This window comes from Streptomyces sp. NBC_01506, assembly GCF_045040295.1.
Classification (GTDB): domain Bacteria; phylum Actinomycetota; class Actinomycetes; order Streptomycetales; family Streptomycetaceae; genus Streptomyces.
In genome coordinates, this window is record NZ_CP109422.1 from 7175467 (window position 1) to 7189428 (window position 13962).

At 71.8% G+C, this 13962-nt stretch carries 13 protein-coding genes; 9 read left to right on the plus strand and 4 right to left on the minus strand.

Going from position 1 to position 13962, the window contains the following annotated elements:
• Nucleotides 1-83 precede the first annotated feature (83 nt).
• Nucleotides 84-1283, plus strand: a complete 1200-nt coding sequence (locus tag OG329_RS32215; RefSeq protein WP_405802137.1) for a hypothetical protein — start codon at nucleotides 84-86, stop codon at nucleotides 1281-1283.
• A 63-nt stretch (nucleotides 1284-1346) separates the two neighbouring features.
• Here the strand turns inward: OG329_RS32215 and OG329_RS32220 are convergent, their stop codons facing one another.
• Nucleotides 1347-2738: a glycosyltransferase 87 family protein gene (locus OG329_RS32220; RefSeq protein ID WP_405799903.1), complete on the minus strand. Its 1392-nt coding sequence runs from the start codon at nucleotides 2736-2738 to the stop codon at nucleotides 1347-1349.
• 109 nt (nucleotides 2739-2847) lie between these two features.
• Here OG329_RS32220 and OG329_RS32225 point away from each other — a divergent pair, with 109 nt between their 5' ends.
• A complete protein-coding gene (locus tag OG329_RS32225) occupies nucleotides 2848-4002 on the plus strand; it encodes a glycosyltransferase family 4 protein (protein WP_405799904.1) in 1155 nt (384 codons plus the stop codon).
• A gap of 158 nt (nucleotides 4003-4160) precedes the next feature.
• Here OG329_RS32225 and OG329_RS32230 read toward each other — a convergent pair whose 3' ends face one another.
• On the minus strand, nucleotides 4161-5975 hold the full coding sequence (locus OG329_RS32230; protein ID WP_405799905.1) for an AMP-dependent synthetase/ligase: 1815 nt from the start codon (nucleotides 5973-5975) through the stop codon (nucleotides 4161-4163).
• Nucleotides 5976-6254: 279 nt separating this feature from the next.
• Here OG329_RS32230 and OG329_RS32235 point away from each other — a divergent pair, with 279 nt between their 5' ends.
• From OG329_RS32235 to OG329_RS32260, 6 genes are all read left to right on the plus strand, one after another.
• Nucleotides 6255-7133 carry a metallophosphoesterase gene (locus OG329_RS32235; RefSeq protein WP_405799906.1) on the plus strand — a complete coding sequence of 293 codons (879 nt, stop codon included), beginning with the start codon at nucleotides 6255-6257 and terminating at the stop codon, nucleotides 7131-7133.
• A gap of 98 nt (nucleotides 7134-7231) precedes the next feature.
• A complete protein-coding gene (locus OG329_RS32240) occupies nucleotides 7232-7717 on the plus strand; it encodes an SRPBCC family protein (RefSeq protein WP_405799907.1) in 486 nt (161 codons plus the stop codon).
• A 38-nt stretch (nucleotides 7718-7755) separates the two neighbouring features.
• Nucleotides 7756-9015, plus strand: coding sequence for an ArsA family ATPase (locus OG329_RS32245; RefSeq protein WP_405802139.1), 1260 nt, complete (start codon nucleotides 7756-7758; stop codon nucleotides 9013-9015).
• 89 nt (nucleotides 9016-9104) lie between these two features.
• On the plus strand, nucleotides 9105-9581 hold the full coding sequence (locus OG329_RS32250) for a DUF5304 domain-containing protein (protein ID WP_405799908.1): 477 nt from the start codon (nucleotides 9105-9107) through the stop codon (nucleotides 9579-9581).
• Nucleotides 9582-9647: 66 nt separating this feature from the next.
• Nucleotides 9648-10589 (plus strand): ROK family glucokinase, encoded by a 942-nt coding sequence (locus OG329_RS32255; RefSeq protein ID WP_405799909.1) that lies wholly within the window; start codon nucleotides 9648-9650, stop codon nucleotides 10587-10589.
• 225 nt (nucleotides 10590-10814) lie between these two features.
• Complete coding sequence (locus OG329_RS32260; RefSeq protein WP_405799910.1) at nucleotides 10815-11561, plus strand: endonuclease/exonuclease/phosphatase family protein; 747 nt, start codon at nucleotides 10815-10817, stop codon at nucleotides 11559-11561.
• A 36-nt stretch (nucleotides 11562-11597) separates the two neighbouring features.
• Here OG329_RS32260 and OG329_RS32265 read toward each other — a convergent pair whose 3' ends face one another.
• Entirely contained in the window at nucleotides 11598-12305 is a 708-nt protein-coding gene (locus OG329_RS32265; RefSeq protein WP_405799911.1) for a hypothetical protein, read from the minus strand.
• A complete protein-coding gene (locus tag OG329_RS32270; protein WP_405799912.1) occupies nucleotides 12298-13077 on the minus strand; it encodes an alpha/beta hydrolase in 780 nt (259 codons plus the stop codon). The genes OG329_RS32265 and OG329_RS32270 overlap by 8 nt, the downstream gene beginning before the upstream one ends.
• A gap of 155 nt (nucleotides 13078-13232) precedes the next feature.
• Here OG329_RS32270 and OG329_RS32275 point away from each other — a divergent pair, with 155 nt between their 5' ends.
• Nucleotides 13233-13937, plus strand: a complete 705-nt coding sequence (locus tag OG329_RS32275; RefSeq protein WP_405799913.1) for a lysophospholipid acyltransferase family protein — start codon at nucleotides 13233-13235, stop codon at nucleotides 13935-13937.
• Nucleotides 13938-13962 lie beyond the last annotated feature (25 nt).

Below are 13962 nucleotides of genomic sequence, written 5' to 3' on the forward strand. Positions count from 1 at the left end.
GTACGATCGGCAGGGTGGCAGGTCAGGGACGTACGACTCGGAGACGTGCGGCGGGTCGTGGACGTACGACCCGCCGCGACACGGTGCGCCGCCGTGCGGTGGCCTCGCTGCTCGGGTGTCTGCTGGTCGCCTCCGGCTGCTCCGCGCCCCCCGGGACCGACGCCGCCACCGGCGCCATCCAGCGGACCCTCGACAGCCGGGCCGACGCCCTGCTCGAGCGCGACGAGAGCGGCTATCTGGCCGCCGTCGACCCGACGGCCGGTGAACTGCTGGCCGCCGAGCGGCGCACGTATCAGAACCTCGCCGACGTACCCGTGCGGTCCTGGGAGTACGAGCTGCGGGACGTCGAGCGCTCCGGCGCCCGCGCGACGGTGCGCGCCGAGCTGCGCTACCGGATAGCGGGCTACGACACCGCGCCCGTCACCTCCTCCCGCACGCTGGAGCTGGCGGAACGCGACGGGCGCTGGTATGTGAGCGCCGACCGGCCCGGCGAGGGCGGCGTGCAGCAGCTCTGGCAGCAGGGCGCCGTCGAGGTCGTCCACGGCAGGCGCAGCCTGATCCTCGGCGTCGGCCAGGACAACGCCCGGCTCCGCGAGATCGCCGCGGCGGCCGACGAGGCGGTGCCCGCCGTGGACGAGGCGTGGCCGGGCGAGTGGTCGGGCCGCGTCGTGGTGCTGGTGCCCGAGTCGGTGACGTCGATGGCCGCTCTGCTGGGCGCGTCGGCGGCGGGCTACCGGGGCATCGCCGCCGTCACGACCGGTGAGACGGGGGCGAAGGGCTCCTCGCCGGCGGACCGGGTGATCGTCAACCCCGACGCGTACGGCGTGCTGGGCGACTTCGGGCGCCGGATCGTCCTCACCCACGAGACCACCCATGTGGCGACGCGCGCGGCCACCTCCCAGGCAACGCCGATGTGGCTGTCGGAGGGCTTCTCCGACTGGGTCGCCTACCGGGACGGCGGCGGTACGGACGGGCACGCCGCGCCGGAACTCGAACGGTCCCTGCGCCGGGGCGGCCTGCCCGCCGCGCTCCCCGAGGACACGGAGTTCGCCTTCGACGCGGAGGCGGACGAACTGGCGCGCGCGTACGAGGGCGGGCGCCTGGCGTGCGAGCTGATCGCCGAGCGCTGGGGCGAGCGGAAGCTGACGGACCTCTACCGGGCGGTCGGGGAGCACGAGCGGCGGGAGGGCGCCGTGGAGGACGCGATGAACGAGGTGCTGTCGGTGACGCCCGACGAGTTCGGCGCGCTGTGGCGGGACTACATACGCGAGCGGCTGCGCTGACGGGGGCGGGCCGGGGCCCGTACAGGCGTCGCACGGGGCCTGTGCCGGGCCTGTGCCGGGCCGTCAGGAGCCGAGCAGCCGGTTCGCGTCCTCCTTGCCGTCCGCCGCGCCCCGGTGCCCGCTCGGGGCTGTGTCGGCCGTGTCCGCCGCCTCCTCCTCGCGCTCGCGCGACCGTTGCCCCGGCACCGTCGCGCGCCACAGCCGGCCGCACGCGGTCAGCGCGGCGGCGACCAGGAGCCCGTTGCGTACGACGAGCAGGGTCACGCCCAGCGGGTCGCTCGCCGTCACGTGCGAGAAGAACAGCGGGAATTCCAGCGCGGTGACCGCGGAGGCCACCAGCACGAGCACCGAAGGCAGCGTCATCGGGCTCGAGCGCGCCAGCAGGCACACGGCGGCCAGGCCCACCAGCCAGATCATGTACTGCGGGCTGATCACCCGGCTCGTGACGGTGAACAGCAGTACGGCGACGAACGCCGCGTCGCACACGGTGCCCGCCGTGAACGTCCGCGCCTTGACCCGCCACAGGAGCAGCCAGCCGAAGGCGGCCACACTCAGGATCAGGGCGAGCGCGCTGACGAGCGGGACGTACGGCCCCCGGAACTCCACCGAGCCGTAACTGAACATCACGGCACCGTCCCAGCCCAGATGCCGGGCCACATGGAAGACGAGCGCGCCCAGCGACTCGACCTCCGTACCCCGGTCGCGCTGCGCGGTGAGGAAGTCCAGCGCGCCCGGCAGCACGGCGGACACCACGGCCAGCAGCGCGAGGGCCGTCGCGACGGCGGCCGACCAGGACAGCCGGGTGACCCGGCCCCGCGGCGTACCGATCAGCAGCAGCACCGGCCACACCTTCAGCAGCGCCCCGAACCCCGCGAGCGCTCCCAGCAGTTGGGGCCTGCGGACGCCCACGAGGAGGGCGCAGACGGCGACGGCGGTGACCATCAGGTCGTAGCGCGCGTACACGGTGGGCCCGAGCAGTGCCACGCCGGCCACCCACATCCACACGCCGCGCGTCGAGCGCCCGGTCCCGGTCCCGGTTCCGGTTCCGGGGCTCGCGCGGCGGCTCGTGCGGAGCAGCAGACCGAAGACGAGCGCGTCGCAGAGCAGACACAGGGTGAAGAACGCGGTGGCGTAGTCGAGGAAGGGCAGCAGGGCGGGGGAGAGGATCGCGAAGGCGGCGCCGGGCGGGTACTGCCAGGTGACGTCCGACTGAGGGAAGGTGCCGGTGCGCAGGATGTCGTACCAGCCCTGATAGGTCACGGAGACGTCCGGTGTGACGTCGACGCCGGGCGCGAGGAGGATCTTCAGGACGCAGAGCATCAGTACGGACCTGGTGAACAGCCACACCGCGATCGGCGCGAGCGCGCCGATCGCGTGGCCCGCCGGGGCTTCCCCGGCCTCTGCCGCCTCTGCGGCCTCTGTGCCGTGCGTGTGCGTCCCGTCCCCGACCGCCATGACCACCTGCCCGTTTTGACCGTTATGTGTATTTGAGTGGCGGGAGCCATCATGCGGGGAGACGGACGCGGGAGCGATGAGGCGGGGCCGTTCGATACTGTCGGCGACGATGCACAAGACCTTGATCGTGACGAACGACTTCCCGCCCCGGCCCGGCGGCATCCAGGCGTTCCTGCACAACATGGCGCTACGGCTGGACCCCGCGCGGATCGTCGTCTACGCCTCCACCTGGAAGCGTGGCGCCGAGGGTGCGGAGGCGACGGCCGCCTTCGACGCCGAGCAGCCCTTCACGGTCGTGCGCGACCGTACGACGATGCTGCTGCCGACCCCGAAGGTGACCGAGCGGGCGGTGGGCCTGCTGCGTGAACACGACTGCGAGTCCGTGTGGTTCGGCGCCGCGGCCCCGCTCGGTCTGATGGGCCCCGCGCTGCGCCGGGCCGGCGCCCGGCGGATCGTGGCCACCTCGCACGGCCACGAGGCGGGCTGGGCCCAACTGCCCGGGGCACGGCGGCTGCTGCGCCGTATCGGCGAGGGCACGGACACGGTCACCTACCTCGGCGAGTACACCCGCTCACGTATCGCCGCCGCGCTCACGCCGGATGCGGCCGGGCGCATGGTCCAACTGCCGCCGGGCGTCGACGAGAAGACATTCCATCCGGGATCGGGCGGTGACGCGGTGCGCGAGCGCCTGGGGCTCGCCGAGCGGCCCGTCGTCGTCTGTGTCTCGCGGCTGGTGCCGCGCAAGGGGCAGGACACGCTGATCCTCGCCATGCCGGCGATCCTCGCGAGGGTCCCGGACGCCGTACTGCTGATCGTGGGCGGCGGACCGTACGCCAAGGAACTGCGGAAGCTGGCGGCCGACACCGGCGTCGCCGACTCCGTACGCTTCACCGGCCCCGTGCCCTGGTCCGAACTGCCCGCCCACTACGGCGCGGGCGACGTCTTCGCGATGCCCTGCCGCACCCGTCGCGGCGGCCTCGATGTGGAGGGCCTGGGCATCGTCTACCTGGAGGCGTCCGCGACGGGGCTCCCGGTGGTCGCCGGCGACTCCGGCGGCGCGCCGGACGCCGTGCTGGACGGCGAGACGGGCTGGGTGGTGCGCGGCGGCCCCGCCGCGCGCGCCGCCGAGGAGTCGGCGGACCGCGTCGTGACGCTGCTCCAGGACCCCGAGCTGCGGCGGCGGATGGGGCGCCGTGGCCGGGAATGGGTCGAGGAACGCTGGCGCTGGGACCTCCTGGCGACGCGACTGCGCACGCTGCTGTAGGAGGTGGGGGTTGTTGGGTGGCGCGTGTCTGCCCGGCACGCGTCGGCCGTGCGCGACGCGTAGGCCGTCCGCACCGTTGTGGCCGCGAGGCGTACGCGGGGCCGCCCGGCTCTCGGGCCGAGCCCGGTGTGTCCCGGCGCCCGGCCAACGGCCAGCGGCTACGCCCGGTAGATCGACTCGATCTCGTCCGCGAAGTCCTTGGCCACCACGCCGCGCTTCAGCTTCAGCGACGGTGTGATGTGCCCCGCGTCCTCGGTGAACTGCGCCTTGAGGACGCGGAACTTGCGTACCGACTCCGCCTTCGAGACCGCCGCGTTGCCGTCGTCCACCGCCCGCTGGACCGCCGCCAGCAGCTCCGGGTCGTCGTACAGCGTCGCCGCCGTCGAGCCCGGCGGCTTGCCGTGGTCCCTGGCCCAGTGCGCCAGGAACTCCTCGTCCAGCGTCAGCAGCGCGCCCACGAACGGACGGCCGTCGCCGACCACCATGCACTCGGCGATCAGCGCGTGCGCGCGGATACGGTCCTCGAGCACGGCGGGCGCGACGTTCTTGCCGCCCGCCGTCACCAGGATCTCCTTCTTGCGGCCGGTGATCGCGAGATACCCGTCCTCGTCCAGCGTGCCGATGTCGCCGCTGTGGAACCAGCCGTCGGCCAGCGCCTCCGCCGTCGCCGCCTCGTTGTTCCAGTACCCCGTGAACAGGTGCTCGCCGTGGAGCAGCACCTCGCCGTCGTCGGCGATACGGATCACCGAACCCGGCAGCGGCTGCCCGACCGTGCCGATCTTCTGCCGGTCCCACGGGTTGAACGAGGTGGCCGCGCACGTCTCCGTCAGGCCGTACCCCTCCAGCACGGTGAAGCCGATGCCACGGAAGAAGTGACCGAGCCGTTCGCCCAGCGGGGCGCCGCCGGAGATGGCGTACTCGCCGCGACCGCCGAGCACGGCCCGCAGTTTGCGGTACACGAGCGCGTCGAAGACCCGGTGCCTGATCCTGAGCCCGAGGGACGGACCTTGCTCGCCGCCCAGCGCCCGGCTGTAGTCGATCGCCGTCTGTGCCGCGCGGTCGAAGATCTTGCCCTTGCCGTCCGCCTGGGCCTTGGCCCGCGCCGAGTTGTAGACCTTCTCGAAGACGCGCGGCACCCCGAGAATCAGCGTCGGCCGGAACGTGGCCAGCTCCTCGGTCAGATTCTTGATGTCCGGTACGCAGCCGAGTTTGATCGGCGCCATCACGGAGCCCACCTCGACCAGCCGCCCGAAGACATGCGCGGCGGGCAGGAACAGCAGGACGGAACACTCGCCCGTACGGAACAGCGGTTTCAGACGCTCCACCACGTTGCCGCACTCCGCGAAGAAGGCGCGGTGCGTCAGCACGCAGCCCTTGGGGCGGCCGGTGGTTCCCGACGTGTAGACGATCGTCGCCGGATCGTCGGCCTTCGCCGTCGCGCTGCGCTCGTCGACCACCGCCTCGGTGATCTCCGCGCCGGCGGCGGTCAGTTCGGCCACACAACCCCTGTCGTCGGCGTCGCTCTTTTCGATCTGCCAGACGTGCCGCAGTTCCGGCAGCCCGTCCGAGACGGACCGCACCGCGGCGGCGTGCTCGTCGGACTCCACGATCATGGCCGCGGTGCCCGAGTCACCGAGGATCCACTGGACCTGTTCGGCGGAGCTGGTCTCGAACACCGGTACGGTGACGGCGCCCGCGCTCCAGATCGCGAAGTCGAGCAGCACCCACTCGTACCGGGTACGGGACATCAGGGCGACCCGCTCACCGGGGCGGATCCCGGACGCGATCAGCCCCTTGGCCACCGCCCGTACCTCGGCGAGGAACTGGGTGGCCGTGACGTCCGTCCACGCCCCCGCGACCTTGCGGCCAAGGACCGCGACATCGGGATGCTGGGCGGCGTTGCGGCGGATGAGATCCGTCAGGTTGCCGTCCGAGGGGACTTCGTACAGGGCCGGAAGGCTGAACTCGCGCAAGACTGCTGCTCCTCGTCGGGCGCCGGCGACACGGCACTGTGCCGAACCGGCTGCGGTCCACATCGGGCAGGTGCTTCGGGGGTGAGCACAGAAGGACTGCCCGGACGTTACCCATCAGTACTCGGTTCCGGATAGGGGTGCCCAGCCAGATGTTCCCTGCGTCACATTTGGTTTTGACGGTCCTTCGCGCAGAGTAGTCCACGGCTGAACGAACGTGTGGGTAAGCGCAGGTCCGGACCCCTCTACACAGCCGGCAGGCGGCGATCTAGGGTGAACGGCATGCGCGACGGCGGGATGAGCGGCGGGAACAGCGGGAACGGCGACAGGAACAGCGGCCGGGACGGCGGCCGGGACAAGGGCGGGAACGGCGCTGCGCACGGCCCCGCGCGCACCCGTGTCCACGTCGTCAGCGACGTGCACGGCAACACCCGCGACCTCGCCACGGCCGGCGACGGCGCCGACGCCCTGATCTGCCTCGGTGACCTCGTGCTCTTCCTCGACTACGCCGACCACTCGCGCGGTATCTTCCCCGACCTCTTCGGTAAGGAGAACGCCGACCGCATCGTGGAACTGCGCACCGCCCGCCGCTTCGAGGAGGCCCGTGACCTGGGCCGTAGCCTCTGGGCCGGGCTGGCGACCGACCGGGACACGGCCATCGAATCGGCGGTACGCCGCCAGTACGCCGAAATGTTCGCCGTCCTCCCCACTCCGACGTACGCCACCTACGGCAACGTCGACATCCCCGCCCTCTGGCCCGAGTACGCCGGACCGGGCACCACCGTCCTCGACGGCGAGCGGGTCGAGATCGGCGGACGCGTCTTCGGCTTCGTCGGCGGTGGCCTGCGCACCCCGATGCGCACCCCGTACGAGATCTCCGACGAGGAGTACGCGGCCAAGGTCGAGCGGCTCGGCGACGTCGACGTGCTGTGCTCCCATATCCCGCCCGAGGTGCCCGAGTTGACGTACGACACCGTCGCCCGCCGCTTCGAGCGCGGCAGCCGCGCGCTGCTGGACGCCGTCCGCCGTACGAAACCGAGGTACGCGCTGTTCGGCCATGTCCACCAGCCGCTCGTCCCCCGGATGCGCGTCGGCTCGACGGAGTGTGTGAACGTCGGACACTTCGCGTCCACCGGACGGCCCTGGGCCATGGAATGGTGACCGGCACCACGCGATAACCTGCACGCTGCACGGCCGGTACCGGTAAGCGTGACCGTCGCCCCGCTTCACCGGGGGACACCATCTGGAGGAGCACGTCGATGGCGGAACACACCAAGTCGAGCATCACGATCGAGGCGGCGCCCGCCGACGTGATGGGCGTGATCGCCGACTTCGCCCGCTATCCCGAGTGGACCGGCGAGGTGAAGGAGGCCGAGGTCCTGTCCACCGACGCCGAGGGCCGGGCCGAGCAGGTCAGGCTGGTCCTCGACGCGGGAGCGATCAAGGACGACCACACCCTCGCGTACACCTGGACCGATGGCGACGAGGTCAGTTGGACGCTGGTCAAGTCCCAGATGCTGCGCGCGCTCGACGGCTCGTACCAGCTGGCACCGGCGGCCGGCGGTGAGCGCACCGAGGTCACCTACCGGCTGACCGTCGACGTCAAGATCCCGATGCTCGGCATGATCAAGCGCAAGGCCGAGAAGGTCATCATCGACCGCGCCCTGGCCGGTCTGAAGAAGCGCGTCGAGAGCGCACCGGGCAGCGCCGGAGCCGCCGGAGCGGCCGAGACGCCCACCACCTGATGACGGAACGCGCGCACAGCACAGGCCCCGCGGGCGCGATGCGTACGGTCCTGGTCACCGGCCCCGGCGGGGCGGGCCGCAGCACCGTCGCGGCGGCGACCGCCCTGGCCGCCGCCCGGCGCGGCAGCCGCACGCTGCTGCTCTGCGCGGACCCGGCGGGCCCCGGCGCCGTCCTCGGCGCCTCGGTCGCCGTCACCGTCGAACCGGCCGAGGTGACGCCCGGCCTGTGGGCCGCGCGCGTCGACCCCGCCGACTACTTCCGCACCGAATTCCTCGCCCTCCAGGACCGCGCCGCCGCCGCGCTCGACATGCTCGGCGCCCGCCGACTCGACGGCGAGGAGCTGACCGAGCTGCCGGGCAGCGAACAATTCGCCCTGCTCCAGGCGCTGCGCCGGGCCTCGGCCGGTGACTGGGACCTGCTCGTCGTGGACCTGCCGCCGCTGCGCGACGCCCTGTCCGTACTCGCCCTGCCCGAGCGGCTGCGCCGGCTGCTGGGCCGCCTCCTGCCGGTCGAGCGACAGGCCGCGCGTGCGCTGCGGCCCATGATCGCGCAGCTCGCCGGCGTACCGATGCCCGCGGACTGGCTGTACGGTGCCGCCGCCCGCAAGGACGAGGAACTGGCCGCCGTCCAGGCGCTGATCGAGGCCGGCACCACGACCGTACGGCTCGTCGCCGAGCCCGGCCCGGCCGCCGGGGAGGCCCTGCGGGTGGCCCGCGCCGGGCTCGGTCTGTACGGGCTGCGCGTCGACGCCCTCGTACCGAACAAGGTGCTGCCGACGGATTCGCCCGACGCCTGGCTCGCGACGCTCGCCGCCCAGCAGCAGAAGTGTCTGGACGAGTGGAGCGAGGAGTACGGCTCCGGCTCCGCCACCGCCACCGCCACCGCCCCCGCGTGGCCGCTGCGCGCGGTGCGCCACCTGGGGCGGGACCCGCGTGGCCCGGACGATCTCGCCGATCTCGCCGATCTCGGTGATCTCGGTGACATGGCTGATCCGGGACCGGATCTCGGCGGTCTCGACGGAGGTCCGGGGCCGGATCACGATCCGTGGTGGGTCGAGGACCGGCGGGAGGCGGACGGGCTGCTGGTGTGGTCCCTGCCACTTCCCGGCGCCGTGAAGGCGGACGTCGCACTGATACGGCGCGGCGACGAACTGCTCCTGACCGTGGGCCCGTTCCACCGCATCGTGCCCCTCGCCGCCGCCCTGCGGCGCTGCACCGTCTCGGGCGCCGCGCTCACGGACGGTGTCCTGAAGGTCCGTTTCACGCCGGACCCGGGGCTCTGGCCGCGCACACCCTGAACGTCCCACCCGGGTTCAGGTACCGTCGAAGGTACACAGCCTCCGGTCCGACCCGGACGAGGCGCCTTGTCCTGATGCGGGAGTAACCCATGAGCGATGCGACCGAGCGTCCCGCCGCCGACCCGGACGCCTGGGCCACGGCCTGCGCCGAGGACCTGGCCGCCGAGAAGGCCCGCCGCCGTGCCGTCCACGGGACGCCGCCCGGCTCCGCCTCCGAGGAGCTGCGCCGGTTCGTCGACGCCGTGGCCGACAAGGTGTCCTCGTTCCAGAGCCCGCTGCTGGGGATGGCCGCGCAGGGCGCCGTCCAGCAGTTCATCAACCAGGCGAAGTCCGCCGTCGAGCCGGTCATCGACCGCAATCCGGATCTCTTCGACCATCTCGCGGCGGCCGGAAACGAACTGCTCGCCGCCTACCGGTCCGCCGTCGAGGGCGACGAGCGCCGCTGGACCCGGGGACCGGCCGATACGCCCGACGTCAGCTTCGGCAAGACCGACGAAAAGGCCAACGACCCCTCGGATCCCCGCGACGAGGGCCCCACTCCCGGCAACCGCATCGACCTGGACTGACCAGCCGTACGCCCGCCCTCGGGTACGGTTGGCCACAGCGGGGCTCGACCGAAAACTGAGGGATACATGGGACTCACCATCGGCGTCGACATCGGCGGCACGAAGATCGCGGCGGGCGTGGTCGACGAAGAGGGCGCGATTCTCGATACGCACCTGGTGCCCACCCCACCAACTGCGGAGGGCATTGTCGACGCGATCTGCGCGGCGGTGTCCGGAGCCGGCAAGGGACACGAGATCGAGGCGGTCGGCATCGGCGCCGCCGGCTACGTGGACGACAAGCGCGCCACCGTCCTGTTCGCGCCGAACATCAACTGGCGTCACGAACCGCTCAAGGACAAGGTCGAGCAGCGGGTCGGGATGCAGGTCGTCGTGGAGAACGACGCGAACGCGGCAGCGTGGGGCGAGTACAAGTTCGGGGCCGGACAGGGCCACGACGACGTCATCTGCATCACGCTGGGCACCGGGCTCGGCGGCGGCATCATCATCGGCAACAAACTGCGCCGTGGACGCTTCGGAGTGGCGGCGGAATTCGGCCATATCCGGGTCGTTCCCGACGGGTTGCTGTGCGGCTGCGGCAGCCAGGGCTGCTGGGAGCAGTACGCGTCGGGGCGCGCCCTCGTCAGATACGCGAAGCAACGCGCCAACGCCACACCCGAGAACGCGGAGATCCTGCTGCGCCTCGGCGACGGCACAACCGAGGGCATCGAGGGCAAGCACATCTCCGCCGCCGCCCGCGAGGGCGACCCGGTGGCCGTCGACTCCTTCCGGGAGCTGGCCCGTTGGGCCGGTGCGGGCCTGGCCGATCTGGCCTCGCTGTTCGACCCGTCGGCGTTCATCGTCGGCGGTGGTGTGTCGGACGAGGGCGAACTGGTCCTCGACCCGATCCGCAAGTCCTTCCGCCGCTGGCTGATCGGCGGCGCGTGGCGTCCGCACGCCCAGGTGCTCGCCGCCCAACTGGGCGGCAAGGCCGGGCTGGTGGGCGCCGCGGACCTGGCCCGCCAGGGCTGAGCCGGCCGGACCGTACGGTTGTCCTCAATCGCCGGCTGACAAGCCCGTCCGGCGATTGAGGACAAAACACGTAGCCCGTCCGGCGATTGAGGACAAAACCGGCCACCGGGCGGGACCCGGTATCCGGGCGATCATGCCCCGCCGCGCCCCGCGGGGTGACCGCGGGCGTTGTCATATCGTGGTGCGGTGACAACTCCGGTGAGTGGACTGGGTGGACCCGTCCCCATGATTTCGCTGCCCGACTCCCGTACCGAGCCCGACGGTTCGGCCGTGATCCGGGTGCTCAGCTACAACGTCCGCTCCATGCGCGACGATCGCGAGGCGCTGGCCCGGGTGATCCGGGCCTGCGAGCCCGACCTGGTCTTCGTCCAGGAGGCGCCCCGGTTCTTCCGCTGGCGCAAGCGGGCCGCGTGGCTGGCCGCCCGGACCGATCTCGTCGTCCTCAGCGGTGGCGGTACGGCCGCGGGCCCCCTGCTGATGTGCTCACTGCGCGCGACCGTGGAGCGTACGCGGGACGTGCTGCTGCCCCTGACACCCGGTCTGCACCGGCGGGGCTTCGCCACGGCCGTCGTACGGATCGGTGGCGCCCGTATCGGGCTGCTGAGCTGCCATCTCAGCCTCCGGGGCGACGAACGCCTCGCCCAGGCCGGGATGGTGCTCGACCAGGTCCGGGAGATGGACGTACCGCACGCGATCGTGGCCGGTGATCTCAACGACCGGCCGACGGGGCGTTCTTTCCGGCGGCTGGCCGAGGAGTTTCAGGACGGGTGGGCGGTCAAGCCGTGGGGGAGCGAGTACACCTCGACGCCCGCCGATCCCCGTCAGCGCATCGACGCGATCTTCGCGACCGAGAGGGTCGAAGTGCTGGGCTGCGGAGTGCCGTTGGGCCTGCCGGGCATCGAGGCAAGCGACCTGAGGGCGGCCACGGACCACCTTCCGGTGCTGGCCGCCCTGCGTGTGCCCGCGTCCTGAACCCGCGTCAGCGGTGGACTGTGCGTCGACGGTGCGTCAGACCACCGCGCCGCGGCCCGGATCGTCGTCCTCCTCGTCCCCGTGCTGCATCCGTGCCACCAGGGTGACGAAACCGCCCAGGAAGCCGCCGATACAGACCGTCGTCAGCCACCAGGTCATCTCCCACTGCAACAGCACGGCGAGGAGCATGAGCACCGGGCCACCGATCACGGCGAGCCAGGCGAACTTGGCCGTGACGTCGGCCTCGGGCAGCGGCGGCGGCTCCGGCGGTACGAAATGGCCCTCGTCGCTGTCGTCGAGGTCGTCGTCCTTCGGCTCCGCCACCGAGTAGTCGCGCGGGCCACCGCCGGCGACTCCGGGCGCGAAGATGATCGAGCTGCCGAGCGACGGCTTGTCGGGCTTGGCGTCCGGCTCGCGCTCGCTTTCGGGGGCGCGCTCCGCCGCGGCATCCGCGCCGACGTCGCCAGCCTCGGTCCCGGCGGTGTCCGGCTTCGCCGTCTGCGGCGCCTCCGAGCGGTTCACCGGCCCGAGATCGGCCTTCGTGGTCCCGGGCTCCTTGTCCTTCGGCGGTGCCGGCTCCGACCTGTTGCGGTCGCTCTCCAGGAGCGCCAGATCCTCGACCGACTTGAAGGGCTTGGCTCCCGGCGGATCCGCCGGCTCATCGCCGTATCCCGCGACGATCGCCGCCCACGCGGCGTCCTCGTCGATCGGCTGCGGCTCGCGGTCCGCGTCATGCTCAGCCACCGGTTGTGCTCCCCTTCTTCCCGACGCTCGGAGCGAGTCGGCCGACGAACGCGTGACTCTCCTCGAAAATCCGCTCCGCATCGTGGTCCAACGTCGCCACGTGGTAGCTCTGTTCCAGGATGACCTCCCGGATGTCGGTCGAGGAGACACGGCCGAGGATCCTGGCCGAGTCGGCCGGCGGCACGACATGGTCACGCGGGCTGCGCATCAGCAGCAGCGGCTGGGTGACCTGGGGCAGTTCCCCGTCCACCAGCCGGAAGAGATTCCGCAGCGAGTGCGCGGAGTGCAGCGGGACCCGGTCGTAACCGACCTCCTCGGCGCCCTCCAGGGCGATGTCGCTGCGCACGCCCTTTGTCGTCCGGACGAGGTGGCGGGCGAGAGGCAGGGCGTACGCCGAAAGGCCGTGCACCTTGTTCGCCGGGTTGACGACGGCGACGCCGGTGACCGCGTGGCCGTGCTTGGCCGCGAGCCGCAGCGCCAGCGTCCCGCCCATGGAGAGGCCGAAGACGAAGACCCGCTCGCACCGCTCGCCGATCTCCCGCAGCGCCCGGTCCACCTCCGCGTACCAGTCCTGCCAGCCGGTGATCTGCATGTCCTCCCAGCGGGTGCCGTGCCCGGGGAGCAGCGGCAGTGACACAGTGAGGCCCCGGGCGGCCAGATACTCGGCCCAGGGGCGCAGCGACTGCGGGGAACCGGTGAATCCGTGACAGAGGAGGACGCCGACATCTCCGCCCTCGTGGCGGTACGGCTCGGCTCCGGGCAGGACCGGCACAGGGTCTCCTGTTCATGAGTCGTCGTGAGTCTCGAAGTGGTACTTCACCGTACGCGACCGGACCGACACCGACCAGAGCCGTCGGCGCCCCGTGACGGAACCCGCGCGCCCCCCTCGGGTTAAGGTCGGTCGACAGCACACAGGAGGCACCCGAGTTGATCTACGGCGCGATGAAGTTCTCCATCGGAGGGTCGCTCAAGCTCGCTTTCAGACCTTGGGTCGAGGGCATCGAGAACATTCCCGAGGAGGGCCCGGCGATCCTGGCCAGCAATCATCTCTCGTTCTCGGACTCGTTCTTCCTTCCCGCGGTCCTGACCCGGAAGGTCACCTTCATCGCCAAGGCGGAGTACTTCACCTCGCCGGGTGTGAAGGGCCGGCTGACGGCCGCGTTCTTCAAAGGAGTCGGTCAGTTGCCGGTCGACCGCTCCGGCGCGCGCGGGGCGGGCGAGGCGGCCATCAAGAGCGGCATAGCGGTACTGGAGAGCGGCGAGCTTTTCGGCATCTACCCCGAGGGCACCCGGTCGCCCGACGGCCGCCTCTACCGAGGCAAGCCGGGCGGCCTCGCGCGCGTGGCGCTCGCCTCCGGCGCGCCCGTGATCCCGGTAGCCATGATCGACACGGAGAAGATCCAGCCGCCGGGCACGGTGATGCCGAAGCTGATGCGGCCGGGGATCAGGATCGGCGAGCCGCTGGACTTCAGCCGGTATCAAGGCATGGAGGGGGACCGGTTCATCCTGCGTTCGCTGACCGACGAGGTCATGTACGAAATCATGAAGCTCTCCGGCCAGGAGTACGTCGACGTCTACGCGACGGCGGCCAAGCGCAAGATCGCCGAAGAGGCGAAGGCCAAGGCGAGTTGAGGACCGGGCGCCGGTCGGGCAACTG

Coding starts and splice junctions, on each gene's coding strand:
- OG329_RS32220 (WP_405799903.1), bottom strand. CDS start 2,738: ATGGCGGTCGGGGACGGGACGCACACGCACGGCACAGAGGCCGCAGAG.
- OG329_RS32255 (WP_405799909.1), top strand. CDS start 9,648: ATGGGACTCACCATCGGCGTCGACATCGGCGGCACGAAGATCGCGGCG.
- OG329_RS32240 (WP_405799907.1), top strand. CDS start 7,232: ATGGCGGAACACACCAAGTCGAGCATCACGATCGAGGCGGCGCCCGCC.
- OG329_RS32225 (WP_405799904.1), top strand. CDS start 2,848: ATGCACAAGACCTTGATCGTGACGAACGACTTCCCGCCCCGGCCCGGC.
- OG329_RS32250 (WP_405799908.1), top strand. CDS start 9,105: ATGAGCGATGCGACCGAGCGTCCCGCCGCCGACCCGGACGCCTGGGCC.
- OG329_RS32245 (WP_405802139.1), top strand. CDS start 7,756: ATGCGTACGGTCCTGGTCACCGGCCCCGGCGGGGCGGGCCGCAGCACC.
- OG329_RS32235 (WP_405799906.1), top strand. CDS start 6,255: ATGCGCGACGGCGGGATGAGCGGCGGGAACAGCGGGAACGGCGACAGG.
- OG329_RS32260 (WP_405799910.1), top strand. CDS start 10,815: ATGATTTCGCTGCCCGACTCCCGTACCGAGCCCGACGGTTCGGCCGTG.